A 26023-nucleotide genomic window follows, 5' to 3' on the forward strand; every position below is an offset into this window, starting at 1 on the left:
GGTAGAAAAGGACTTAGTCCTGTACAATACAGAACTAAATCCTTTGCTTAAATTAATTGTCTAACTTTTTGGGGTCAGTACAAAGTTCAAACTCCTTTTCTATATTATTGAAAATCTTGGATATTTCCGTCATAGGTTGCCCAATCTTGGCTAAAGAAACGGTCATTCATTTGGTAATCAGGTGCTGTTGTCGGATTGCTCAAAAAGGGATTTACCACCTTATCAAATGCTAACCAGCCTAACCAACCGATATGAATCGTGTCCTTAACAAAGTAGGGATCTCCACCGTTTTTTGAAAAGTCAGCGATATTGGTGAAGCCTTGACTCTCCAACTGGTAACGAATTTTTTCAACTGTGTGTTGATACATCTCCTCACTTAACCCGGTATAATCCATCCATTTTTTATTGACAGGTTGAAAGACAAAGAGCACATTGACCTTAGATTTTGCAAATTGATCGAGCACTAACTGCAAATCATTGTACTCAGGTGATTTGAGAAAGTTAAAATTCTTTTGAGATCCTTCCCATTTTTTCCAATCTTTCTTTAACTTAGTATTGTAAAAATGATTATCTACTCCCAAATCATTATTGGTCGTATTTTCTTCACCCTCTTTTCGAGCGATATTTTCCAATTCTTCATAAGAAAATTGGTCTGGGAGACTGCTCAAATATTTTTCAATATGATCTTTGTACTTTAATCGACCATGAATGGAGAATTGACCAAAAAGAGCTGATTGTTTCTCATTTAATTGCGACGAAATATTAATCATACTTTGGTCGAACTCTGATAATTTTTCTCCTTTGGCTAATTTCTCAACGATGCTCTTCATAGAAACACCAGGATTTTGCTTTAAGAGTCTATTGGCAGCATACTGAGAGGCTGCATCCCCAGATTGATTTTCCAAGAAGGCAGTCAACTGATCATTATTAAAATAGGTTTGGAAAATAGTCGGGTCATGATCTTCTTTTGTAAACCACTGTGGGGAAATGACAAATACCGCTTGCTTATTTTCAAGTTCGGATGTGATTTGTTGTATCCCAAAATACTGACTGAGGGTAGCTACTCCTGCCTGTCCCATAAAGTAAGGACGATAAGAACGGTCATACTTTTCAGCTAGTACTGCTGGATGCATACTATCAAAACGCATCCACTCACTAGATCCAAAAAAAGGCACAAAACGCATATCAGGATCCGTAAGAGCTCTTACTTTTTGACTTCTTTCCTTAAAGCTTTCTGCACTTATCGAAGCGGCAGAGTATTTTTCCTCCATGAGATTATGACTTGGGCTACTTGGATAGAAACAGATAAGAAGGCACACCAACAAGCCCGCTACAAAGACAGGCCCGAAAATTAGCCACAAGCGTTTAAGCATTCTTTAACTCCGTAATTCCTGCTACGATTTTATTAGCTGTATTCCAGTCATCACGACCAAATTCTGTAACTGGGACACGAATATCAAATCGGTTTTCGATTTCCACGATTAATTCAACTGTCCCCATACTATCCAAGACACCTGCATCAAAAAGATCCTCATCCATCATGTCAGAAACATCTTCCATAAACAATTCATCAATAATTTCAATAACTTCTGATTTGATATCCATTTTTTAATTCCTTTTATTTTTTAAACCATAAATCATTCAAAAATCCAGAGAAGATTAAGAATGAAATCATCACGACATGGAAGGTTATAACCATGCCAAGCAACTGAACCCAACGATTCTCAGGCAAGGGAGCTTGCCCTGCTTTCTTACGTTCTTTATTGAGCGTTCTTTTCTTTCGAACCCAGGCATCATTAATGACTAAGCCCACTCCATGAAAGAGTCCGTAGGCGATGTAAAACCAAGTTATCCCATGCCAGAACCCCATAAGGAGCATATTCAGGATATAGGCGACACTTGAGGTCACATTTCGATTCTTAAAGAGCTTCTTTCTCGTCATCACCATGACCATGCGCATAAAGACAAAGTCACGGAACCAGAAGGATAAACTCATGTGCCAACGATTCCAAAACTCTTTCAAATCTCTTGACAAGAAAGGTTTGTTGAAGTTGATCGGACTACGAATCCCCATCAGATTTGAAATAGCTAGAGCAAACATGGAATAACCCGCAAAGTCAAAGAAGAGCTCCAGACCAAATGTGTACATGACTGCAACTACGTAGTAGTTAAAGAAGCCACCTGTTTGTAAAGCTAAATTCTTTAGCGGTGGCAATAAAATCTCGCCTAAAATATGAGCTAGGATAAATTTATACAGAAATCCCCACATGATATACCGAACGGACTCGGCTAGCATATCCATCAACTCATCGCGCTCTGGAATCGTCTGATAATTTTCATTAAAACGTTTGAAACGATCAATAGGACCACTTGAAAATGTCGGCATAAAGAGAAGAAAACGCAAATACTCCCACATCTTCAAATCCTTAATGACTCCATCTCGAAGTTCGATGATGATTCCTACCGAACGAAATGTCAAATAAGAAATTCCCAAAAATCCAAGCAAAGACTGCGTTCCATTGATAGCAGGCTGCACCTTGACAAAGATGATGGGAAGTAACGACAACAGACTAACGAGATAGAAAATCCATTTGCCGTCTCGGACTTTTCGATACTGCTTGTAAAAAAGAACCAGTACCATTTGCCAAATTAGATAGATTCCTAAGGCAGCTAATTGATTGGTCTTGCCTCCCGTCAACATAGTGACTATAAAGAAGAGACTAACCAATATTTCATACCAGCCAAAACGTTTTTTGAAAAAAAGACCGATAAAGATTGGCAAGGTAGCGGTAATCACGTAGACAAAGTACTGTAGATTTCCATAAGGCTCAATATGAGGAAGCTGTTTAAGAAGCTCCATCATCTATTATTTACCTCATTGATTAAGCCTTTAATGTCAATCTTGCCATTTGGAGTTAGTGGCAATTCCTTTCTGTAAAGGAACTTAGACGGCATCATGTAAGACATCATAATATCTTCCAAGTCTTCCTTGATCGCTTTCGTGATATCGATGTCGCGCTCAAATTGTTCTTTGACGCCATCTTTTAAGATAACATAGGCCAAGAGGTTTTGAACCTTGTGGTCTTTGTTGTAACGTGGAACTGCAACAGCGGATTCAACATACTGAGATTTATTCAAGTTTTGAGAAACATCTTCTAGCTCAATGCGGTAACCGTTAAACTTGATCTGGAAATCCATCCGTCCACCATAGAGAAGGAGGCCTTCATCTGTCATAGTACCGACATCTCCCGTATGATAGGCTGGCAGACCTTCAAATTCGAAGAAGGCTTCAGCTGTTTTCTCTGGATTATTCATATAACCTTTTGAAACGGCTGGGCCAGATACGATAATCTCCCCTTGCTCTCCGTTTGGCAGTTTATTGCCCTCTTCATCGATGATGAAGGTAGGTGAATCTTCTTTGGTGTAGCCAATCGGAAGACGTTTCAAGGTTGCTAACATCTCATCTGTAATAGCGACTGCTGATAAAGCAACTGTTGCTTCCGTTGGACCGTAAGCATTGATGATACGCGCATTTGGGAAACGCTCGCGCAATTTCTGAGCGGTTTTAACGGTCAACTCTTCCCCATCAAAGTAGAAATGGGTAATTCCTGGCATCTTTTCAGCATTGAAATCCTCCGACAGCATTGCCATATCTGCAAAAGATGGTGTTGAAGTCCAGATAGCAATCGGAAGTGAAAAGATGGTCGCAAAGAGTTGCTTAAAGTCTTGAGTGATAGCTGATGGAAGAGCAAAAAGCGTACCACCAAGTGCCAAGGTCGGTGCCCAATACATGACAGACAAGTCAAAAGAATAAGGTGGTTGGGCCAACATTTGTGGACGCTCTGGCGTCGCAAATTCCTTGTCCGTAATCATCCAGTTGGTAAAACTGAGCAGATTATCATGCGAAATCTGCACTCCTTTTGGTTTCCCAGTTGTCCCTGATGTAAAGATGATGTAGTAGTTATCATCCCCCTTGACTGGATGCGTCATCTCATAACTTGCCCCTTGAGCAAAGGCTTCTTGAACCTGAGCTAGATTCATCATCGGTGTAGAAACCTGCTTCAATGGAAAGTCTGAGATAGCAATAATCAAGCTTGGCTCAGCCACTTCAAGAATGGCAGACACACGCTCCAAGGCAGAGTGGCTATCAATTGGAATGTAGGCATGACCAGATTTTGTCAAGGCTACAAAGGTAGCCAACATCTCATACTCCTGACCACCAAAAACGACTACAGGAGATTTTTCAGGTAAATCTAGTTGATCGATGGTTGCAGCCAAACTATCCGAATCAGCCTTCAAATCACCATAGGTACGTTCCTCACCAAGAACATTATAGACTGGAAAGCTAGGCTGAGTTTGGGCGAAGTACTCAATCGCTTCAATCATATCTTTTATCGGTTTATTAGACACAGTTCGTTTTCTCCTTAAAGTTAAAATTCATTGTAGATAAAGCCACCCTGACCTTGACCTAGGTAACTAAAAAAGTAAAGCAAACCCAGTAAAACAATAAAATACAGGACCGTTTGCCCTAAAAAAATATATAATGGTTTCTTTCTATCCATGATCGATTTCTTTTCTGTAAATTTCCGTCAATTTTTCCACAAACAATTACTATTTTTTCTTGTTCCCATTTTACCACTTTATTCCCTCTATTTTCAACTGTTTACCATTTTTAGAAAGCACATTTTAGCTTATTTTAAGACAAGTTAAAATATTAATGTTTTGCCCTCAAAAAACAACAAAGTTTGAGAATCCAATCTCAAACTTTGTTACAAATAGCTCTTTTATCTTAGAAAAGTGAGAATACAAGCACGGCCAAGGCTGCACCGATAACAGGTCCCACAACTGGAATCCAGGCATAAGACCAGTCTCCATCTCCCTTGTTTGAAATTGGCAAGATGCTGTGCATGATACGAGGGCCAAGGTCACGAGCTGGGTTCAAGGCATAACCTGTTGTCCCACCTAGTGATAGACCGATACCGACAATCAAAGTTCCCACTGCAAAGGTTCCGATACCAGGCTGAAGGTCATAAAGCCCCAAAGCAAAGATTGTCAACACCAAAACAAAGGTTCCAAGGATTTCACTGATCAAGTTAGAAACTGTATCCTTGATGGCTGGACCAGTACTGAAGGTTGCCAGGATATTGCCTGCATTTTCCTCTACCTCATAATGCGGTTTGAATTGCAACCAAACCAAAATCTGACCGAGCATAGCCCCTGCAAACTGAGCTAGGATATAAGGGAATACTGATGCCCAAGGTAAGTCACCTTTTAAGGCCACACCGATGGTCACAGCTGGGTTTAAATGAGCTGGACTGAGCTTGCCAGATACAAATACTGCAACCGCAACTGCAATCCCCCAACCCATAGTAATCACAATCCAACCTGCATTGTTGCTCTTGGTTTTAGGAAGAACCACACCTGCTACAACACCATTTCCTAGAAGAATTAGGATTAAAGTCCCTAGAAATTCTCCAAATAATTCATTCATCATCTTTCTGTCTCCATTAAAAAGGAGGAGAGGGTAGACTAGGAGTCCTGCCCGCCACTTCTTTTATTTTTTCTTAATTTTTTAATGCTGCCAAGTCATTTTGAGCAAGAGCTGCTTCTACATCAACACGGTAAGTTGTTTTCTCTTCTTCTGTCCAGTCATAGAATCGTCCCATTTCATCCAAAACTGGCTCTACGATGCTGTCCAAGCTATCACGCATAAAGAGCATGTGGTTGGTACGACGAAGGAGGAAGTCAACTGGGCTAAGAGCCAACTCATTGCGCATTGCATAGTGAAGGGACAAGGTGTCTGCCAAACTGAGTCCTGGAGCTTGTTCCAAGCTGTGAGCAAGGGCAAAGACCTTTGGTGCATTTGAACCGTAAAGATTTGCCAGATAATGTGCTTCCTTGCTATCCAAACCACGTGACACTCCAAGTTGCGCAAAGGCTTCGATTTCTGAATCCACATTTGCTGGGTTCAATTCTCCACCTGAAACAGGATAAGTCTTAGAGTTGATGAGTTTAAAGCTGCGGTCAAACTCTGCTTTCAAAATCTCAACTACGCGCTCCATAGCCCCTTCAGCCATCTTACGGTAGTCTGTGATTTTACCACCAGCAAGGGTCAAAAGGCCATTGTCATCACGATCTAAGCTAGACCCACGAGAAACTGCAGATGGATCCAAATGTTTCTCTGATGTGCTGCTTTCAAGCTTGCTGACAACAGATTCAACATCTTCACGCGTTTTTTCTTTCGATAGATAAGCTTCAACAGTCGCAATCAAGTTGTTAAAGCTTTCATCACTGATTGTACCGTTATTTCCTCCATTGTAGTCAGAAGCGCTATTGCCTGCAATCAATGGACGAAGACCTGCCCAGCTGCTTTCGATATCGTCAATTGTGATATTTGCTTCTGGGAAGCGATTGTTGACAATGCCAAGCAGATAATCCACATCTTCTTGAGTCACTTTTGGATGCTCTAAATCACCTGTGTAGTCTGTATCTGTTGTACCGAAGTAGGTCTTGTTTTCACGTGGAAGTACAAAGACCATTCGACCGTCACCCAAACCTGTGTCAAAGTAAACTGGTTGAGAAACCTTGATCTTGCTTGAATCAACTACCAAGTGAACTCCCTTGGTTGGACGCATTTGTGAGAATTGTGTTCCCTTATTAGACAAATTGCGCACCTTATCGCTCCAAGGACCTGTTGTGTTGATAACCAGACGGGCCTTGATTTCAAAGACTTGGTCTGTCAACAAATCACGAGCTACGACGCCTGTAATCTTGCCACTTTCGTCAAAGAGGAAGCCTTCTGCCTTAACATGGTTGGCAATAAGAGCACCATCTTGGTTAGCACGTTTAATATTTTCAATTACGAGACGCGCATCGTTGTTACGGAAGTCAAGATAAACTCCACCTCCTACCAAACCTTCTTTCTTCAAGTTTGGCTGGCGTTCCAAGACTTCTTCCTTGCTCAAGACCTTGTTAGCAGCTGGTGTGTTGTTAACACCCGCCAAAAGGTCGTACAAGTCCATGGCTACTTTGAGACGGAAGAGGCTAAAGGTCGCTCCATCCTCATCGTAAACTGGTAAAAGCATTGGGTCTGGTTTTGGAATGTGTGGAGCGATTTGTTGAACCACTGCACGTTCAGAAACTGTATCTGACACCACTTCTACGTCAAATTGTTTGAGGTAACGAAGACCTCCATGAACCAATTTGGTTGAACGGCTTGATGTTCCTTCTGCGAAGTCCTGCATTTCAATCAAACCAGTCTCAAGACCACTAGCTGCCGCCTGCAAGGCTACACCAGCCCCTGTGATCCCCCCACCGATAATCAAGAGATCCAAGGTACGTTCCTGCATTTTTTGAATTGATAATTCACGTGTTTTCTTTGAAAATTCCATATTTACACACTTTCTAACTGAGTCGCTTTATTCTTCCAGTATTAGTCGTCGATTTCCGCAAAGACTTGAGTTGCTTTCACAGCTTTCTTCCAGCCCTTGTAGAGTTGTTCCTTGCGAGATTCGTTCATGGATGGCTCAAAAAGTTCTCCTGTCTCATTCAAGAGTTTCAACTCATCCAAATCCTTCCAGTAGCCTACTGACAAACCTGCTAGGAAGGCTGCTCCTAGAGCAGTTGTTTCCAAGTTTTTGGCGCGTGCGATGTCGATTCCTAAGATGTCAGCTTGGAACTGCATGAGAAAGTTATTCATAGCTGCACCACCATCCACCTTCAAGACTTGGATAGCTGTCTGAGCATCCACTTGCATGGTGTCAATGATGTCACGCACTTGATAAGCGATAGACTGCAAGGTTGCTTTGATAAAGTCTTCTTTGCTTGTTCCACGAGTCAAGCCAAAGACAGAACCACGAGCGTTTTGGTTCCAGTATGGAGCACCTAGACCTGTAAAGGCCGGAACGACATAAACTTCGTCGTTATTGTGAGAATCACGAGCATATTTTTCAGACTCTGGTGAGTTTTCAACCATGCGAAGTCCGTCACGAAGCCATTGAATGGCACTTCCTGCGATGAAGATAGAACCTTCCAAGGCATAGTAAACCTTGCCGTTAATACCATAACCAATGGTTGTCAAGAGGTTGTTTTCAGACAACTGCATTTCTTCACCAGTATTCATGATGATGAAAGAACCTGTTCCGTAAGTATTTTTGACCATACCAGGCTCAAAAGCCAACTGTCCAAAGAGGGCTGCCTGTTGGTCCCCAGCCATACCTGAGATTGGCACTTCACCGCCGTAGAAATGGAAAGGAGCTGTCTTACCGTAGATTTCAGAGTTAGAACGAACTTCTGGAAGCATAGCCTTCGGAATGTTGAGGATTTCCAAAATCTCATCATCCCATTTGAGTTCTTTAATGTTATAAAGCATGGTACGGGCTGCATTGGAGTAGTCTGTCACGTGAGCCGCACCATCAGTCAATTTCCAAACCAGCCAAGTATCAATAGTACCAAAGAGCAATTCTCCTTTTTCTGCTCGCTCTTGAGCGCCTTCTACATGGTCCAAAATCCAACGAACCTTGGTCGCAGAGAAATAAGCATCGATGATCAAACCAGTCTTCTCATGGAATTTCTTTACATAACCTTGTTTTTTTAGTTGTTCAGCCAAAGGCGCTGTCTGACGAGACTGCCAAACGATAGCGTTGTAGATAGGAAGCCCTGTTTTCTTATCCCAGACAACCGTTGTTTCACGCTGGTTGGTAATCCCGATAGCTTGGATTTGATTTGGCTTGATACCACTTTCGATAAAAGCCCCAGCGATTACTGACTGCACAGAGTTCCAAATTTCATTGGCATTGTGCTCAACCCAACCTGCTTGTGGAAAGATTTGTGTGAATTCTTTTTGACTTGAACTGACCTTTTCCCCTTTTTTGTTAAAAATAATGGCACGAGAACTGGTAGTTCCTTGGTCAATGGCCATAATGTATTTTTCTTGTGACATGTGCTGTCCTCCTGATAAAGATCTTGAGGTTATTTCCTCTTTACAGTAACTAGTATACAAAATAAAGCGCTTTCTTGTTTATCAAGTTTTTTAAAATTTAAAAAAAAATTGATAAGATTGTGAGAATTTCACAAAAAAGACCTGGATTCCCAAGCCTTTTAAGCAAATAGTATCTGACGAATCGCTGCCAAATCTTCCATATCTAAGTCGTTTTTTAAATAATATACTGGAGTCTGGTCTTTTTTATGAATAGGATTATTGGTAACCAGCAAATCATAGTGCCGACTAGGGTCATAGGCTTCAATAGTAATAAAACGATTGTATTCCAAATAGCGTTTCAAGATAGCAGTCATTCTTGAAAATACAAGAAAACCCGCTGTTACATCTAGACCAATCCGCATATGATGACCGTCATTTTCTGCCATGTATTCCATCAATTGAAGCAATTCCCAAAGTATTTTTTTATCCAAGTCCGTCTCCTGCTGAAAGGCAGGTAAAGCATGAAAAATCTCCTCTGCTGTCTCTTTAAAATCATGTTCCATCAGCAAATAAGGATGACGATTCTCTAACTGGTACTTATAGCGGTCTTGTAAAATATAGCCCTTGAATAGATAGACTTGACCACAAAATTGACTCAGTTCATAGGTGACATGGTCTTCCGTATAACCGCCTAGCAACCCCTCTTTCTTCATTTTTTGAATCAGTTGCGTCAACAAATCTGCCAACCGCCCTCCAAACCCAAGGATATACTCCATGGTATGTAGGGGCAAAATGCGATGAGAAAGAAGAAAAGAGAAGAAAATCATCATCTCACCATCCTCAGTTCCCAAAGGAATGTGTTGCCCAGCAAAAAAGGACGGTGTCTTTCTCAACAAGCGAAGGTAGAAAATATTGTCAAAATAGCCTCGCATTTTATCTTCTATGACTTGAAATTGACAGGCATTGACACGTAAACGTTGTTGGCTGATATGATTCCACAAAATCAAGTCTAACTTCTGCCCCGAAGACAATTGAGCACCACAGATTTCTTCTAAACTAGCAATCTCCCGCCTTCTCTCAGGCTTTTGCATTTCATTTCCCCAGTCCTTACTCGACCAAACCTTACGTAAAAGACAGAAATAAAAGTAACGAATCTGGTGCTCTGGACCTCGCAAACGTCCGTTTTGGATAGATAAATCAAATTCGGATAAAATCTGATTTAAACCAGATAAGTGGCGCCCAAGCGTGGCCTCACTGACCATCAATTCTTGAACCAGCTGATGGGCTTGAAACTGCTGGTGATAGAGCAGATATAGTAAAATCTGGTATTTCACCGCATTGTCTAAAAATAGGCGACGAATATCACGCCCCTTAGTAGTCGCACCGACTGACAAGTTGACCTGCTCTTCCTGTAAATGAATCTGTACATCTAGACCAACTGTTTGCGCTCTTTCATTTGTGAATAAGATGTACTTGGTCACAGTCGCTTTAGAGAAGCCCGTCTCCTCCATCAGTGCTTTTAAGGTCGTTTGTGACTCCTGCAATAAAAAAGAAAGGACTAAAAATTGGCCAGCTTCAGCTTTTTCCATCAAGTCTCCTAAATACATTTGTTACCCCTTTCATTTTCTTCTTCAAGCATAGCATAAATCTTACAAATGCTGAAATAATCTGTTTCTCTTTTTATTTTCATGCTGATTTCCTGGTCCATTATCCTGAAAATCAGCAAACACACGGCTCCCCCTTTGGGCATTTTTATGCTAAAATAGTAGCTATGGATAAAATTATTAAAACTATATCAGAAAGCGGGGCCTTTCGTGCTTATGTTCTTGATAGCACTGAAACCGTCCGCACTGCTCAAGAAAAACATCAAACTCAAGCTAGCTCAACTGTTGCACTTGGCCGCACCCTTATCGCCAGCCAGATTCTCGCAGCCAATGAAAAAGGAAATACCAAGCTAACGGTTAAAGTTCTTGGAACTAGCTCTCTAGGAGCCATCATCACCGTAGCTGATACCAAGGGGAACGTCAAAGGTTACGTTCAAAATCCTGGTGTTGACATCAAAAAGACTGCAACTGGTGAAGTTCTAGTCGGACCTTTTGTCGGCAATGGTCAATTTCTCGTTATCACAGACTACGGCACTGGAAATCCTTACAACTCCATGACTCCGCTTATCTCTGGAGAAATCGGAGAAGATCTTGCCTTCTACTTGACAGAAAGCCAACAAACTCCGTCAGCAGTTGGACTCAATGTCCTTTTGGACGAAGAAGACAAGGTCAAAGTAGCAGGCGGTTTCCTTGTTCAAGTTTTGCCAGGAGCCAAGGAAGAAGAAATCGCTCGTTTTGAAAAACGCATCCAAGAAATGCCTGCCATTTCAACTCTTCTAGAAAGCGACGACCATATCGAAGCTCTTCTAAAGGCTATCTATGGCGACGAACCATACAAACGCTTGTCTGAAGAAGAGATTCGTTTCCAATGTAACTGCAGCAAAGAACGATTTATGAAGGCTCTTTCTAGTCTTCCAAGCTCAGACTTGCAGGAAATGAAGGACCAAGATCATGGCGCAGAAATCACTTGTCAATTCTGTCAAACAACTTACAACTTTAACGAAAATGATCTGGAGGAACTCATTCGTGACAAATCTTAATACACCTTTTATGATTGGCAATGTTGAGATTCCCAATCGTACCGTTTTAGCACCCATGGCCGGCGTGACCAACTCAGCCTTTCGTACCATTGCTAAAGAACTTGGGGCAGGCCTCGTTGTAATGGAGATGGTCTCTGACAAGGGAATCCAATACAACAACGAAAAAACTCTTCACATGCTTCATATCGATGAAGGAGAAAACCCAGTCTCTATCCAACTATTTGGTAGTGATGAAGACAGCCTAGCACGCGCAGCAGAATTCATCCAAGAAAACACCAAGACCGATATCGTGGATATCAACATGGGCTGTCCAGTTAACAAAATCGTCAAAAACGAAGCTGGCGCTATGTGGCTCAAGGATCCAGACAAGATCTACTCTATCATTAACAAAGTTCAATCAGTCCTTGATATCCCTCTCACTGTCAAAATGCGTACGGGCTGGTCTGACCCATCTCTAGCTGTGGAAAATGCCCTCGCCGCTGAGGCTGCAGGTGTTTCTGCCCTTGCTATGCACGGTCGTACTCGTGAACAAATGTACACTGGACATGCAGATTTGGAGACTCTTCACAAGGTTGCACAAGCTCTGACAAAAATTCCATTTATCGCTAACGGTGACATTCGCACTGTTCAAGAAGCCAAACAACGCATCGAAGAAGTCGGTGCTGATGCCGTTATGATTGGACGCGCAGCTATGGGGAATCCTTACCTCTTCAATCAAATCAATCACTACTTTGAAACTGGAGAAATCCTTCCTGATTTAACCTTTGAAGATAAGATGAACATCGCTTACGAGCATTTGAAACGCTTGATTAACCTCAAGGGAGAAAAGGTTGCGGTCCGTGAATTCCGTGGACTCGCTCCTCACTACCTCCGTGGAACATCAGGTGCAGCTAAACTCCGTGGAGCTATCTCACAAGCAAGCACATTAGCCGAGATTGAAGCTCTATTGCAATTAGATAAGGCCTAAACTTCTATACTACCTTTCAAGTAAGGGTTGATTTCTAGACCCTCTCATACCACCGTACCTGTCGTTCTGCATATGGCGTTTTAACGTATTACCGTTCAAGGTAACAATCCAATCCCCCCCAGTCTAACGGGTAGTTTGCACCAGGGCTATAAGCCCAAATTACCAGCCAGCGCCTAAAGACGCTGGCTTTCACGTTGTTCAAGCCTCATTGCTCTTGACTCGTCACTTGCCTCTTAAAGAGGCGTGAGTATTACTTACCACTATCCCTAAAGGGATCCTCATATTCTTTCACACTTAATTTATCTAGTGCTATATCATGCTGTACTCGTTCTCAAATTTTTATACTCGTGAAGAAATCATCCACTGGATAATTTCTTTAATCTTGTATGTATTTCCTTATCGTGGCTTCATTAAGCCCTACTGTACTCACATAATAACCTTCCGCCCAGAAATGTCGATTTCCAAACTTGTACTTGAGGTTGGCGTGTTTGTCAAACATCATGAGTGCACTTTTACCCTTTAAATAACCCATGAAACTAGAAACACTTATCCTTGGTGGAATACTGACTAACATATGTACATGATCGGGCATCAAGTGTCCTTCGATAATTTCAACTCCTTTATAGCTACACAAACGATGAAATATTTCACCTAAACTACTCCGATATTGATTATAGATGACTTTTCGTCTATACTTAGGGGTGAACACAATGTGATACTTACAGTGCCACTTTGTGTGTGATAAACTATGAGACTTTTGTGCCATGGTTTTCTCCTTTCGCTTTACAATTGGCTTGAACACCTTTATTGTATCGCGTTTGGAGTTTTTTTGGTATAACCTTTGACGCGCACCCGCATAGCGGGTGGTTTTTTTGTCTCGCACCTAACGGAGCGAGACGGACTAATAGTCACATAACACAAAAAAATCTCTTAGATTCATTTCTAAGAGATTTTTTTCTTTCTTCTCCCCCTCACAACCAGCCTTCTTCTTCGGCGGTTTTGGCCGCTTCGGTTCGGTTGCTGGCACCTAGTTTGGAGAGGATATTAGTCATGTAATTACGGACGGTACCATTTGAGAGGTAGAGCTTATCTGCAATTTCTTGGTTGGACAGCCCCTGTGCAACTCCATGCAAAACAGCGACTTCTTGCTCGGTCAAGGGATTGGGATGGGTCATCATGACTTCCATGAGCTCTGGAGAATACTCCTTACGTCCCTCTAACACAGTATGTAGGGTTTGCATAAGCTCGGCAATGCTCCGCTCTTTCAAGACATAGGCATCAACTCCTGCTTTGACAGCTCGTTCAAAATAACCTGGCCGTTTAAAGGTCGTGACGATAACCACCTTGGTTTCAGGAACTTCTTGTTTGATCCACTCAAGTGCTTCTAGTCCCGTCTTGACTGGCATTTCGACGTCAAGGATGGCAATATCTACTGCTTCTTTCTCCAAAACCTCGATAGCCTCGGCTCCATTTTTTGCCTGCAAGACAGTCTCCACATCTGGTTGGAAACTTAAGAGCTGGCACATGGCGTCTCTAAGCATACTTTGATCTTCTGCGACTAATACTTTCATCTACTTTCTCTCCTTATAAGGCAGACGCACGCGCACCTCTGTTGGTTGTTTCAAACTGACCAGCTCTACTTGACCTAAGAAGGCTGCTGCACGGTCACGGACTGTATGGAGTTCATTTCCTTTTACAGTTGCAAAACCTTTCCCATCATCTCGGACTGTCAGGAGCAATTCTTGATCTGTACGTTCCAGTTTTAGATAGGCTTTATTAGCGCTGGCATGCTTGATGATATTGGTCGCCAGTTCCAACAAAATCATAGCGGCCGTAGACTCCACATCCTGGGTCAAACTAGCCTTGTCCAATTGATTGTCAAGCTCAACCTCAATCCCAGCAATCTCCAGCATCTTTTTGACAGTTTCAAGTTCTGAAGCTAGGGTCCGTGATTTCAGATTTTCCACAATGGTTCGCACTTCATTCATGGAATCTTTGCTAATCTGGTGAATTTCTTTTAATTCCTTCTCCACCTGTGGATAGGCCTGCATCTGAAATAACTGCAAGGCTAAATCTGTCTTGACACTGAGCATAGCAAAGGTATGTCCCAGACTATCATGCAAATCCTGACCGATACGACTGCGTTCATTTTCAGCAAGCAATAGATTTATCTGGGCATTTTGCTTAGCCTGAGCTTCTTTCAAATCCTCCACAATCCGAATCCGAACCATACCAAATGTCATTAAATCGACAAAAGCAAGAATTACAAGTAGATAGAATAGAAACTCAACTTCGATTCTCTGAATAATCAACAGTTGGCCCACAACAAGCACTTGAACAAGGAGAAAAGTCCAGACATGTAAAGACTTTAAACTACGTACACCAAAATGATAAATTAAGAGATTGGAAAGGAAAAAGAAGAACCAGATATAATTTACAGCAACAAAGGCGGTGTTCCCAGCTACATAGACCAGCATGATGCCCCAGAAAAGCCAAGATAGGCGCTGATTCTTAGTTGTTAAAACACCCAAATACGCCACTACAAATAGAATATCAATCAATAAATGCCAGACAGGAAGCCACCCAGTCACTACAGGTAGGATGGGGAAAATCATAAAAATTAAACTGACCCAGAACATATAATGTATGCTTTTCAGTCTTTCAAGCATTAAGCATTCTCCCTATGACCTTGAAGGTAAATGGTCAAACCAAACAAAACTGCTGAAAAAACAAGTAGATAAACTGTGGCTGATAAATTGATGCCACCCTCGTTTAAGAAGGTCTTGAGCAACTCCATCAACTGATAGCTTGGTAGACGCTTCCCGATTGCTTGCATCCAGTCTGGAAATAAAGAGACAGGCATCCAGAGTCCGCCTAAAACAGCCAAGCCAAAGTAAAGAAGATTGCCCACGACAGACATCAGCTGACTGGACGGCAAGAGAGTCAGGGTTAAGCCAAGTGCTACAAAGGCAACACTTCCTACTATCAGCAATAACGCAGCCCCAATCCAGTTTCCAAGAGACATATCCACACCTCTTACAAAATGCCCAACTGAGAAAACAACCAGAATTGAGACCAAATAATCAACCATCATACTTGTTATCTTTGATAGATAATATTCTACCATATTTACAGGGCTATGACGTATTATTTTCTGCCAATTGTTGATCTTGTCGGTATGTAAAACAACTGGGAATGAAAAGATAGCTGTTGACATCATGGAAAAGGCTGTCATAGAGATGAGGTAGTCGCGCATAAAATTAGCCGGTCCACCTGGTGTTTCCTGGTACATGCCTGAAAAGAATAAATAGAAGGCTGTCGGCATCCCTACTGATAATAAATAATAGACTAGTTGCCGTTTGGTCAATAGAAATTCTATTTTATTTAATGCGATCCATCGTTTCATCTTAGTCATCTCCCTTCTGTGTTTCTTCAAAGATTGTATCTAGCAAACTACGGTTATTAACTTCGATTTCTTGTATGCTACATCCTGCTTGAACTAACAGTTGCCAAAAAGCATTTGCCTCTCGTGTGACTACTTGCAGAGCATCTTGTTTTTGTACCCAGTTTTCAACCAAGTTAGACTGCTCAACAATTTCCTTGTATGCCAGAGGAAGGATAAAATGCTTTTCAATCTCCTCACTACGCATAGCTAGAGGCGTCGTATCACGAATCAACTCTCCCTTATTCAAGACCAAGATTCGGTCCGCTGTATGCTCTACCTCTTCGATGTAATGGGACGAATAGAGAATGGTAACTCCCTGCGCTTTTAGATCCTGAACAATTTCCCAAAAGCGTTGACGAGTTGAAGTATCCATGGCAGCAGTTGGCTCATCTAAAAATACAAGCTTTGGTCTGCCAATCAAGGTCAAGACAAATGAAAAGAGACGCTTTTGCCCACCTGACAATTTTTCTGCCAATTGTTCTTTTTGTTGCTTGTTAAACTGCAATAGTTGATCGATTTCCTGGTTGCTCAAGGGATTTGGATAAATACTTTGAAAGAAAGCAATCAACTCTTTGACCTTTAATTTCTGAACGATGACATTTTCTTGAGGTAGGTAGGATCTTGTGTAGTCTAACTTAGAACTCGTCACTGACAAGCCTTGGATGGATACTTGACCGCTTGTGACCAGTTTATCTCCAAGCAGACAGTCCAAGAGTGTGGTCTTCCCAGCACCATTGGGCCCAATCAAGGCGACGCATTCACCTTCAGCTACCTCAAAGGAAATATCCTTCAAAATAGCCTTGCCCTTGATGTTTTTATTTAGGCTTTCTACCTTAATCATGTTCATGATATTCTCCTTTCAGCCATTCCATCCCTATAGGAAAGGCGATAAAAATCATAAATCCTAGTCCCCAGGCACCACGGATGAATTGGTGAAGGAAGGCTTGATCAAACCAACCTGTAAACACTTCTACCAACCATACCACTAGTGATAGTCCAATAAAAAGATAGAGAAACGCTTTTTTCATTTTTCAAACTCCTTTTTCACATCTGAGACTAATTTCAAACCTTCTCGGATAAGCCAGGACATCATTCCAAATCCTGCAAATAGCTCCCAAGGAAAATGATAGAAATCTTCATCCAATCCTGAGAACATGAGATAAGTCATGACTCCTGCTGCTACTAAACTCATTGCGACAATTACTTTATGTTTCATTTTTTCTTCCTCCACTTGATACATCTAGTATAATTCTTTGAAGGTAGAATCACTAGAAACTTCTGTCATGAGGAGATATGACAAATGTCACAAAAAGTCTACTCAGCTATGAAAATAGAATTCTTTCCAAATCAAAAAAGGTCGGGAAATCCCGACCTCTTTCGTTTTCTGTTTAATTCTTATTCCACACTGAAAAGATATGGGTAAACTGGTTGTTGACCTTGGTGGATTTCAACTTCTACATCTTCAAATTCTTCTGTGATTTCTTGGGCGATTTGGTTAGCCAATTCTTCACTTCCATCTTCACCAATATAGAAGGTTACGATTTCACTGTCTTCGTCCAACATATGTTTCAATGTTTCAGTCAAGGTTTGGTGCATATCAGGATTTGATACGAGAATCTTACCATCCACCATACCAAGATTGTCATTTTCATGAATTTCTAGACCATCGATAGTCGTGTCACGAACGGCTGTTGTTACACTACCACTAACGACATCGCCAAGGGCTGCAGTCATGCGTTCTTTATTTTCTTCAATAGACTTACTTGGATCGAAGGCAAGAAGACTAGTCAATCCTTGAGGAAGGGTACGAGCTTCTACCACAACAGCTGGTTGTTCCAATACTTCAGCTGCAGATTGAGCTGCCATGAAGATGTTTTTGTTGTTTGGCAAGAAGATGATGTTGCGAGCATTCACTTGCTCTACAGCCTTGACAAAATCTTCTGTAGAAGGGTTCATGGTTTGTCCACCTTCGATGACATAGTCCACACCTTGAGCACGGAAGATGTCTGCCAAGCCTTGTCCAGCTACTACTGCGATAAGGGCGTATTCTTTTTCTTCAGCTGGTTTGCTGACTTGAGTTGCTTCTTTTTCCACTTGTGCTTCGTGTTGGTTACGCATGTTATCGACTTTAACCTTAACCAAGCTACCATATTTCAGACCTTCTTGCATAACAAGTCCTGGATCTTCTGTATGGACGTGAACTTTAACGATTTCGTCGTCGTTGACAACAAGCAGAGAATCCCCAAGGTCGTTCAAATAGTTACGGAATTCTTCGTAGTCAAACTCTTTAGCATAAGTTGGGCCTTGTTTAAGGGCAACCATGATCTCCGTACAGTAACCAAAGGTGATGTCTTCTGTTGCCACATGTCCAGCTACAGACTTGTGGTGTTCTGCATTGATCATTTCACTCATGTTGGCTGGAGTCGCAACAAAGTCTTCAGAAGCACTGTATTCACCAGTAAGAGCTGAAAGGAAGCCTTCATAGATAAAGACCAAACCTTGACCACCTGAGTCTACAACTCCAACTTCCTTCAATACTGGAAGCATGTCTGGAGTCTTAGCAAGGGCTGTTTTAGCTCCTTCCAAAGCTGCACGCATAACCTCAATAGCATCGTCTGTCTGCTCGGCTTTTTTCTTAGCACCGATGGCAGCACCACGTGATACAGTCAAGATTGTTCCTTCAACTGGCTTCATAACAGCCTTGTAGGCTACTTCAACACCAGATTGGAAGGCAAGAGCTAGGTCTTTTCCTGTTAACTCTTCTTTGGTTTTGATGGCTTGTGAAAATCCGCGGAAAAGCTGTGAAGTGATAACTCCTGAGTTCCCACGCGCACCCATCAACAGACCTTTAGCCAAGATACTTGCAGCCTCACCAACTGTTGAAGCTGGTTTGTCTGCTACTTCTTTAGCACCATTTTCGATAGTCATTCCCATGTTTGTTCCTGTATCTCCGTCTGGAACTGGGAAGACGTTTAATGAGTTGACATATTCGGCTTGCTTGTTCAAACGAGTAGATGCAGCCTGTACCATTTCTTGAAATAAGCTTGTAGTAATATTTGACACGATTATTCTCCTACAACTTTGATATTTTGAATATAGACATTCACAGCTTGAGCAGTGATGCCAAGTTGGTTTTCCAAACTAAAGCGTACACGCTCTTGGATGTTTTTTGAGACTTCACTAATCTTAGTTCCGTAGCTCAACACGGTATATACATCAACTGCAATGCTACCATCTTCGGCCGCTTTTACAACGACACCTTTAGAATAATTTTCCTTCCCAAGGAGGGCTTGGAAATTATCTTTGAGGGCTTTCTTACTTGCCATACCGACCACACCAAAAATCTCAGTTGCTGCACCGCCTACAACGGTAGCAATCACTTCATCTGTTAGTTCGATTTGACCATCTTTTGTATTAATTTTTACAGTCATTTTTTCTACCTCAACTAGTTGATACTCTATTTTATCATATTTCAAGCCAAGTGTAAAAGCAGAATACTGTATCGGCAGATATTTGCTCCTTTGACGAGGCTTTTTGAACTCAGAGCAAAAGAAAAAGACCTGATGGCCTTTTACTCTTTATTAAACGCGTTCTACTTTACCTGATTTCAAAGCACGAGCTGAAGCCCAAACTTTTTTAGGTTTACCATCGATAAGTACAGTAACTTTTTGAAGGTTTGGTTTTACTGCACGTTTTGTTTGGTTCATCGCGTGTGAACGGTTGTTTCCTGATACAGTCTTACGACCTGTAAAGTAACATACTTTAGCCATTTGTGTTTTCCTCCTATTAGATCTAATATAGCGGATGTGCTAGCACCACATACTGTACTATGTTATCACACTTTCTCTTTTTTGGCAAGGGGATTGGAAGATTTTTTTATTTAACGTAAACAACTCCTAGTTTCCCAAAAGCTACATCTCCACGGATAATCAAAGTTTTGCTGGTTGGGGCTGTCGCCACTTCGACCTGCGGATTGCTAAACACTGATTCTACCCTAAGATCCACTTTCCAATGTTGAGGGATATAAATGGTTGCACTTCCAAAAACTACGTCCACACTTAAGATTGCTACATCACCCAAAATATTTGCATTATCATAGTAAATCTTAGCATCTCCAAAAACAGCTTCCACTTGGTCTTCTACCAAGTTTTGGTCTTGATTATAAAAAGCCCCACTACTAAAAATGATTTCCTTATCAGTAGAAACTTTTTTCTCTCTATTGCTCCACAAGGTCTTTCCACTCCATGTCTTGTTCGAGTGAGTCAGCATACTTACTCCTAGAACGATGAGAACTCCCGCCCAGAACAGTGATTGATTGGGAATCGGTAAAATGTCATAAAAATGATTGGCTATCATTAAGGCCACTAGGGCTGTAAAAGAGGCTGAAGTTAAGTGACGACGCAACAAAGCTCCAACTGATTGATAGGCAAAAAATCCAATACCGATCAAGGGCCAAATCTGCCCTCCTAGAGAAGGGATTCCAAAATTCCCCTGCAATAACACTACAGCTGCCAATACTAGCAACACAATACCAAATGCTTTCTTTTTCATCTTCTTACCTCATGTTTCTTAGATTTTCTTTTAGGAGGGATTGGTAGTGTCGTGACACGTGAACCTCCTTGTGGGTTTGATAAAAGGAAATAGTGCCTGTCCCTGAGAAGGACTTATCAACCGAGTAAACTTGCCGGATATTGGCAATAGTCGACTTGGATACCCGACTGAAATAACGGGGCAGGATAGACTCCAACTCATAAAGCTTGAGCCGAACCTCATAGGCTTCTTTCTGGGTATGGGCGTAAATCTTGCTACCTTCCGTCTCAAAGAAGAGGATTTCTGCCAAGTCTAAGTAGTACTCACCCGTCCCCTTGTAAAAGATCAACCTAGGAGCCTTGGTTTCTTGCAAGAGTCGTTGCAAGTCAGCTATCTCATCTGTCAGGGCTGCAGCCTTGATGACAATCTCTGTCTCAGTTAATTCACTATCAATCTCGATTCGTAACTTCATCCTATCTCCTTTCTGCATCTACTATACCAAAGGCCAGAAGACTTTACAAGAGCAAAAAAGCAAGTGGTCACTTTTGACCCGTAAGTAGTTACGAGGCCAAGCCCACTTGCTTTGCTTTTTAGAAAATAAAGAAAAGAATTCCCAAGATGAGACCACAGGCGTAGCCAACTAGAACATCCTTGGGATAATGAACACCACCCAAGACTCGGACCAAACCGAGAAGAGCTGACAAGACCAATAAAATCAAGCCCACAGGAAAATTTGCATGCAGGCAAGACATGGAAATAATGGTTGCCGAAAAGACATGTCGGCTAGGCATTGAATTCCCAGAGCTGTCTTTATCTAGTAGCGGGACAATTTCCCAAGCTTCATAAGGACGTGGTTGATTGATCCACTTGCGAACTAGCGTCAATAGAACAAAACCAAAAGCTGGAACTAAAATATAAGCAGAAAGTTCTTTCCCAACCCCTTTACTTACAAAGTTTGTTCCCAACAAGGTCAAGTATGCCAAGGGCATCAGGACTGTCATCATGCGATTAAAGACTCGCATCAATTGTAATAGCTGTGGATGTTGAAGGAGACTTGATTTTCTCTTATCATACCACTCTTGATAGTTTTTCATGTCTATTTCTCATACTTTTCTAGGACCTGCTGGGCTGTTTTCCCCTTGGCAAGCCAGTCCACTAATTTGTCCAGACGGCGGATTTCCTGCATCAGAGGGTCCTCAATTTCCTCAATACGAACCCCACAAATCTTCCCTGTAATCGCAATCCGTTCAGGCGCATAAGACGGTGCCTGTCGAAAAAAATCTCCGTAGGTAAGGTCCCTATCCAGACAAGCAAGGATGTCACTCACCTCATAACCTGTTAGCCAACTGGTCACTTGATGAACGGATTCTGACCTCCCACCCTTTCGCTCAACCTTTGCGATCAAGGCTGGATAGACCGCAGAAAATTTCATATTGTATAATTTCTGACTCATACTTTCCTCTTTCTATTATACCAGTATAAAGAAGAAAAAGAAGGCCGTCAAGCCTTCTTTGGTTTTATTCTTCTACTTCATCTTCTGTAAATTGACTATTGTAGAGGTCAGCATAGAAACCACCTTGAGCCATAAGCTCTTCATGATTGCCTTGCTCGATGATGTTTCCGTCCTTCATGACCAGAATCAAGTCAGCATTGCGGATCGTTGACAAGCGGTGGGCAATAACAAAGGATGTGCGTCCCTCCATCAAACGGTCCATGGCTTTCTGAATCAATTCCTCTGTACGTGTATCGACTGAAGATGTCGCTTCGTCCAGAATCAAGAGTGGAGAATCTTTGAGAAGGGCACGAGCGATGGTCAAGAGCTGTTTCTGCCCGACTGACAAGGTCACCGTATCATCCAAGACTGTATCGTATCCATCTGGTAAGGTTGTGATAAAGTGGTGGATCCCTACTGCTTTGGCAGCTTCAATCACACGTTCATCACTGATACCTGTTTGATTGTAGATGAGATTGTCACGAATGGTTCCTTCAAAGAGCCAGGTATCCTGCAAGACCATTGAAAAGGCATCGTGTACTTCTGAACGCGTCATAGCCTTGGTATCCACACCATCGATGCGAATACTTCCCTTATCAATCTCATAGAACTTCATCAAAAGATTAACAATGGTCGTCTTCCCAGCTCCAGTCGGTCCAACAATGGCAATCTTTTGCCCTGCATGAGCTGTCGCAGAAAAGTCATGAATGATGGTTCGCTCAGGTGTGTAACCAAAAGAAACTTGATCAAAGACTACTTCACCCTTCATGTTGCTTAATTGTCTTTCCTTATGAGATTCGTCTTCCATCTCAGCTTCACTTAGAAATTCAAAGACACGGGTCATAGCTGCACTGGCTTGTTGTAAGCTGGTAATCCCTTGGGCAATCTGTGATAAGGGTTGAGAGAAGGTACGAACGTAGACCATGAAGGCTACGATGATACCAATACTGATATGTCCTTCAAGAGCTAGGACTGCACCGACAATGATCACCAAAACATAGCTAAAGTTCCCAACAAAGATCATTGCTGGCATCATGATTCCAGAAATAAATTGAGATTTCCAAATACTATCATGTAGGTCTTGATTCAATCCTGCGAATGTTTCTTTAGTGGTGTCCACAGCGTTATAGCTGGTCACCACATTGTGGCCAGAGTACATTTCTTCCACATAACCATTGACAGCTGCTAGGTTGTTTTGTTGGGCTTTAAAATAACCTTGTGACTTGGCCATAATGACTGAAACAGCCGCAAAACCAACAAAGGTTGAAACAACTGTTACCAATGCCAAAATCCAGTTCATACCAATCATGGTAATCAAAACAGCAATTAGCAAGAAGCTAGCTGAGATAACGGTCCCTAGACTTTGGTTGAGGGACTGAGCCGCCGTATCGACGTCATTGGTAACACGAGAAAGGGTGTCTCCTTGAGAATGACGGTCAAAATAAGCAAGTGGCAGACGGTTAATTTTTTCAGCGATAGCCGTCCGCAAGCGTTTTGAAAAATGTTGAATACTCGTTGAAAAAATATAGGCTTGCGTATAGTTGAGAATGGCACCAAGTACATACAAAATTGCTAAAAAGCTGGCGATACTTGTTACAGCCCCTAAGTCGATTTCTGTAGCCAAACCATCTGAAATCAAGTTGGTGATTTCCTTAATCTTAGTTGGTCCATAAACAGTGATAATACTTGAACATACAGCAGCCACAACTGCAACTAGTAGAGGAAGTTGGAGACCTGCTAGAAAAGGTTTGTATTGTTTCCAAAGGGACGGCTTCTTATTTTCCATGTTCCAATTCCTCCTTCGATAGTTGTGAATAGGCAATTTCTTGGTAAACTTCGTTGGTTGCAAGAAGTTCTTTGTGGGTGCCTTGTCCCACGACTTTACCCTGATCCAAGACTAAGATTAAGTCTGCATCCATGATAGTTGAGATACGTTGGGCAACGATCAACTTGGTCATAGACTGTGTTTTTTCAGCTAATACTTGGCGTAAGATACGATCTGTCTTGTAGTCCAAGGCCGAGAATGAATCGTCAAAAATGAGAATTTCTGGCTTACGAGCCAAGGCACGCGCAATGGCCAAACGTTGTCTTTGTCCTCCTGAAAAGTTGGTCCCACCTTGGGCCACTTCCGAGTTTAGACCTGCTTCCTTATCTTCAATAAAGTTTTTAGACTGAGCCAACTCAAGAGCTTGCCACATAGCAGTCTCGCTTAGTGGGCTTTCTTGACTTTTACCGAAGTCTAGATTCCCCTTGACATCTCCTGAGAAGAGAACAGCTTTTTGTGGGATATAGCCGACTTTATTCCGCAAGTCTTCCAAATCATAATCCTGCACATTGACGCCGTCTACTAGGATTTCCCCATCTGATACATCATAAAAACGAGGCAAGAGGTTCACAAGCGTAGATTTACCAGAACCAGTTGAGCCGATAAAGGCAATGGTTTGACCAGCTTCTGCCTTGAAACTGACATGTTCTACAACTGCTTCTGAATTTTTTGAATAACGGAAGGTTACATCACGGAATTCTACTTGACCTTGAACAGAAGAATTTGCCGTCTGTGGTTGACTAGGATTTTCAATAGAAGAATGCAAGTCTAGCACCTGATTGATACGACCTGCAGAAACCAAGGTACGAGGAAGGACGATAAAGAGAGCACCCATGAGCAAGAAGCCCATCACGACCTGCATGGCATAAGACATGAAGACCACCATATCACTAAAGAGTGGTAGACGGTCTGTCAGGCTAGCATCATTGATGATATAGGCACCAATCCAATAAATAGCTAGACTCAAGCCCACTCGAAATCGCCATCATAATGGGATTCATAATAGCCATCAAACGGTTGACAAAGAGATTGAGACGAGTGACCTCATCATTGGCCTCTTCAAATTTCTTATCTTGATAATCTTCGGCATTGTAAGCACGAACCACTCGAATCCCTGTCAAGCTTTCACGAGTGATACTATTGAGTTTATCTGTCAATTTCTGGATGACAGATTGTTTTGGAAAGGCAAGCGTCATGAGAACAGTTGTCATCAGAACATTGACGATAACAGCAACCACTACTGCCCAGAGCCAGTATTCAGATTTGCCAAGGATTTTTCCAATGGCCCAGATAGCCATGATAGGACCACGAGTGACCACTTGGAGTCCCATAGTAAAGAGCATTTGAATCTGCGTAATATCATTGGTCGTCCGAGTCAACAGACTAGGAATAGAGAAACGTTTGATCTCTGTCTGAGAGTAATCCAAGACACGATTAAAAATATCACTACGCAGATGATCCGTGTAGGATGCTGCAACGCGAGCTGCAAAAAATCCAACTGTCACAGATGATAGAAAAGCCAAAAGCGACAAACCCATCATCTTAATAGCTGGTGACCAAAGTGCATCCAACTGTGTCCCTGGCGTTCCTATCAATGCAGTAATTTCTGAAATGTAAGTCGGTACTTCTAACTCTAGATAGACCGAGCAACAGGTAAAGAGAACAGTCACTATGATCATACCCCACTCTTTTCCTGTAATACGCTTAGCGAGTTTCTTCATTCTTACCTCCAATTTTTTCTACATTAGCTTGAAGTCGTTCCAGAACTTCTTCAAAAATAGCGAGTTTTTCTTCGGAAACACCTTCAAGTAAACTGCGGTCAATTCGATCAAAGAAAGACTTGACCTGCTTCATTTGAGAGCGAGATTTTTCAGTCAAATGAACAAATTTTGCCCGTTTATCACTTGGACTTGCCTCCAACTCCACCAAACCATTTTGCACCATGCGCTTGACTAAATTACTAGCAACTGACTTGGTAATATTGAGTTCTTGCTCAATATCCTTAATAAGAGTTAATTCTTGATCCTGCTCACGACGATCTAAAAAACGGAGGACTTGCCCTTGCGGTCCACCCATAAATTCAATACCACAACGCTTGGCTTCCTTTTGCACCATGAGGTGAACCTGATGCCCAAAACGTTTAAAGATCAACATCGGTTTATCCATGATTTCTCCCTTCTAAATAAAATAGTTCTCTTGC

At 41.9% G+C, this 26023-nt stretch carries 26 protein-coding genes and 2 pseudogenes; 2 read left to right on the forward strand and 26 right to left on the reverse strand.

Translation table 11 applies throughout. From position 1 onward, the window contains the following. Positions 1–104: 104 nt before the first annotated feature. The 9 genes from dltD to O3658_RS08055 all read right to left on the reverse strand — a co-directional run bounded on the left by dltD (position 105) and on the right by O3658_RS08055 (position 10527). A complete protein-coding gene (gene dltD, locus O3658_RS08015; protein WP_371560674.1) occupies positions 105–1373 on the reverse strand; it encodes a D-alanyl-lipoteichoic acid biosynthesis protein DltD in 1269 nt (422 codons plus the stop codon). Next, complete coding sequence (dltC, locus tag O3658_RS08020; RefSeq protein WP_000351968.1) at positions 1366–1605, reverse strand: D-alanine--poly(phosphoribitol) ligase subunit DltC; 240 nt, start codon at positions 1603–1605, stop codon at positions 1366–1368. The genes dltD and dltC overlap by 8 nt, the downstream gene beginning before the upstream one ends. A 13-nt stretch (positions 1606–1618) precedes the next feature. After that, positions 1619–2863 carry a D-alanyl-lipoteichoic acid biosynthesis protein DltB gene (gene dltB, locus O3658_RS08025; RefSeq protein WP_371560676.1) on the reverse strand — a complete coding sequence of 415 codons (1245 nt, stop codon included), beginning with the start codon at positions 2861–2863 and terminating at the stop codon, positions 1619–1621. Then, a complete protein-coding gene (gene dltA, locus O3658_RS08030; protein WP_371560678.1) occupies positions 2860–4410 on the reverse strand; it encodes a D-alanine--poly(phosphoribitol) ligase subunit DltA in 1551 nt (516 codons plus the stop codon). Before dltA ends, dltB begins: the two co-directional genes overlap by 4 nt. Positions 4411–4430: 20 nt before the next feature. Next, positions 4431–4562: a teichoic acid D-Ala incorporation-associated protein DltX gene (locus O3658_RS08035; protein ID WP_000375187.1), complete on the reverse strand. Its 132-nt coding sequence runs from the start codon at positions 4560–4562 to the stop codon at positions 4431–4433. Between the two features lie 227 nt (positions 4563–4789). Beyond that, positions 4790–5494, reverse strand: coding sequence for an MIP/aquaporin family protein (locus O3658_RS08040; RefSeq protein ID WP_371560680.1), 705 nt, complete (start codon positions 5492–5494; stop codon positions 4790–4792). Between the two features lie 70 nt (positions 5495–5564). After that, complete coding sequence (gene glpO, locus O3658_RS08045; RefSeq protein ID WP_371560682.1) at positions 5565–7391, reverse strand: type 1 glycerol-3-phosphate oxidase; 1827 nt, start codon at positions 7389–7391, stop codon at positions 5565–5567. A 41-nt stretch (positions 7392–7432) separates the two neighbouring features. Continuing rightward, the gene (glpK, locus tag O3658_RS08050; RefSeq protein ID WP_371560684.1) at positions 7433–8941 is read right to left on the reverse strand and encodes a glycerol kinase GlpK; all 1509 of its coding nucleotides are present in this window, start codon (positions 8939–8941) and stop codon (positions 7433–7435) included. 158 nt (positions 8942–9099) lie between these two features. Further along, the gene (locus tag O3658_RS08055) at positions 9100–10527 is read right to left on the reverse strand and encodes a helix-turn-helix domain-containing protein (protein WP_371560686.1); all 1428 of its coding nucleotides are present in this window, start codon (positions 10525–10527) and stop codon (positions 9100–9102) included. 164 nt (positions 10528–10691) lie between these two features. On the opposite strand from O3658_RS08055, the gene hslO reads away from it, so the two are divergent. Beyond that, positions 10692–11564 (forward strand): Hsp33 family molecular chaperone HslO, encoded by an 873-nt coding sequence (gene hslO, locus O3658_RS08060; protein WP_153224538.1) that lies wholly within the window; start codon positions 10692–10694, stop codon positions 11562–11564. Further along, complete coding sequence (dusB, locus tag O3658_RS08065; protein ID WP_000183319.1) at positions 11551–12531, forward strand: tRNA dihydrouridine synthase DusB; 981 nt, start codon at positions 11551–11553, stop codon at positions 12529–12531. Before hslO ends, dusB begins: the two co-directional genes overlap by 14 nt. Positions 12532–12910: 379 nt before the next feature. On the opposite strand, the pseudogene tnpA reads toward dusB, so the two are convergent. The 17 genes and pseudogenes from tnpA to O3658_RS08150 all read right to left on the reverse strand — a co-directional run. Beyond that, positions 12911–13297 (reverse strand): annotated as a pseudogene (gene tnpA / locus O3658_RS08070) (IS200/IS605 family transposase); the annotation flags it as partial. 205 nt (positions 13298–13502) lie between these two features. Beyond that, positions 13503–14102, reverse strand: coding sequence for a response regulator transcription factor (locus O3658_RS08075; RefSeq protein WP_000866708.1), 600 nt, complete (start codon positions 14100–14102; stop codon positions 13503–13505). Then, positions 14103–15200, reverse strand: coding sequence for a sensor histidine kinase (locus O3658_RS08080; RefSeq protein WP_371560690.1), 1098 nt, complete (start codon positions 15198–15200; stop codon positions 14103–14105). Beyond that, positions 15200–15937 carry an ABC transporter permease gene (locus tag O3658_RS08085; RefSeq protein ID WP_371560691.1) on the reverse strand — a complete coding sequence of 246 codons (738 nt, stop codon included), beginning with the start codon at positions 15935–15937 and terminating at the stop codon, positions 15200–15202. Before O3658_RS08085 ends, O3658_RS08080 begins: the two co-directional genes overlap by 1 nt. A gap of 1 nt (position 15938) precedes the next feature. Continuing rightward, on the reverse strand, positions 15939–16823 hold the full coding sequence (locus O3658_RS08090) for an ABC transporter ATP-binding protein (RefSeq protein WP_371560692.1): 885 nt from the start codon (positions 16821–16823) through the stop codon (positions 15939–15941). Continuing rightward, positions 16810–17004, reverse strand: coding sequence for a hypothetical protein (locus tag O3658_RS08095; RefSeq protein WP_371560694.1), 195 nt, complete (start codon positions 17002–17004; stop codon positions 16810–16812). The genes O3658_RS08090 and O3658_RS08095 overlap by 14 nt, the downstream gene beginning before the upstream one ends. After that, on the reverse strand, positions 17001–17192 hold the full coding sequence (locus tag O3658_RS08100; protein ID WP_012972435.1) for a hypothetical protein: 192 nt from the start codon (positions 17190–17192) through the stop codon (positions 17001–17003). Before O3658_RS08100 ends, O3658_RS08095 begins: the two co-directional genes overlap by 4 nt. 179 nt (positions 17193–17371) lie before the next feature. Continuing rightward, complete coding sequence (locus O3658_RS08105) at positions 17372–19039, reverse strand: DAK2 domain-containing protein (protein WP_371560697.1); 1668 nt, start codon at positions 19037–19039, stop codon at positions 17372–17374. 2 nt (positions 19040–19041) lie between these two features. Then, positions 19042–19407, reverse strand: coding sequence for an Asp23/Gls24 family envelope stress response protein (locus O3658_RS08110; RefSeq protein WP_371560699.1), 366 nt, complete (start codon positions 19405–19407; stop codon positions 19042–19044). 150 nt (positions 19408–19557) lie between these two features. Beyond that, positions 19558–19746, reverse strand: coding sequence for a 50S ribosomal protein L28 (rpmB, locus tag O3658_RS08115; RefSeq protein ID WP_001140948.1), 189 nt, complete (start codon positions 19744–19746; stop codon positions 19558–19560). Positions 19747–19852: 106 nt separating this feature from the next. Next, complete coding sequence (locus O3658_RS08120; RefSeq protein WP_371560708.1) at positions 19853–20527, reverse strand: hypothetical protein; 675 nt, start codon at positions 20525–20527, stop codon at positions 19853–19855. A 4-nt stretch (positions 20528–20531) separates the two neighbouring features. Further along, positions 20532–20978, reverse strand: a complete 447-nt coding sequence (locus O3658_RS08125; RefSeq protein ID WP_004250544.1) for a LytTR family DNA-binding domain-containing protein — start codon at positions 20976–20978, stop codon at positions 20532–20534. Between the two features lie 118 nt (positions 20979–21096). Then, positions 21097–21600 (reverse strand): phosphatase PAP2 family protein, encoded by a 504-nt coding sequence (locus O3658_RS08130; RefSeq protein WP_371560710.1) that lies wholly within the window; start codon positions 21598–21600, stop codon positions 21097–21099. A gap of 2 nt (positions 21601–21602) precedes the next feature. Continuing rightward, positions 21603–21959 carry a DUF2200 domain-containing protein gene (locus O3658_RS08135; protein WP_371560712.1) on the reverse strand — a complete coding sequence of 119 codons (357 nt, stop codon included), beginning with the start codon at positions 21957–21959 and terminating at the stop codon, positions 21603–21605. 64 nt (positions 21960–22023) lie between these two features. Further along, complete coding sequence (locus O3658_RS08140; protein WP_371560715.1) at positions 22024–23784, reverse strand: ABC transporter ATP-binding protein; 1761 nt, start codon at positions 23782–23784, stop codon at positions 22024–22026. Then, a pseudogene (locus O3658_RS08145) lies at positions 23774–25544 on the reverse strand (ABC transporter ATP-binding protein). Before O3658_RS08145 ends, O3658_RS08140 begins: the two are co-directional and overlap by 11 nt. Then, positions 25528–25989, reverse strand: a complete 462-nt coding sequence (locus tag O3658_RS08150) for a MarR family winged helix-turn-helix transcriptional regulator (protein ID WP_371560717.1) — start codon at positions 25987–25989, stop codon at positions 25528–25530. Before O3658_RS08150 ends, O3658_RS08145 begins: the two are co-directional and overlap by 17 nt. Positions 25990–26023: the final 34 nt, after the last annotated feature.

Origin of the sequence: Streptococcus sp. 27098_8_69, assembly GCF_041432445.1 — a bacterium.
Lineage (GTDB): Bacteria > Bacillota > Bacilli > Lactobacillales > Streptococcaceae > Streptococcus.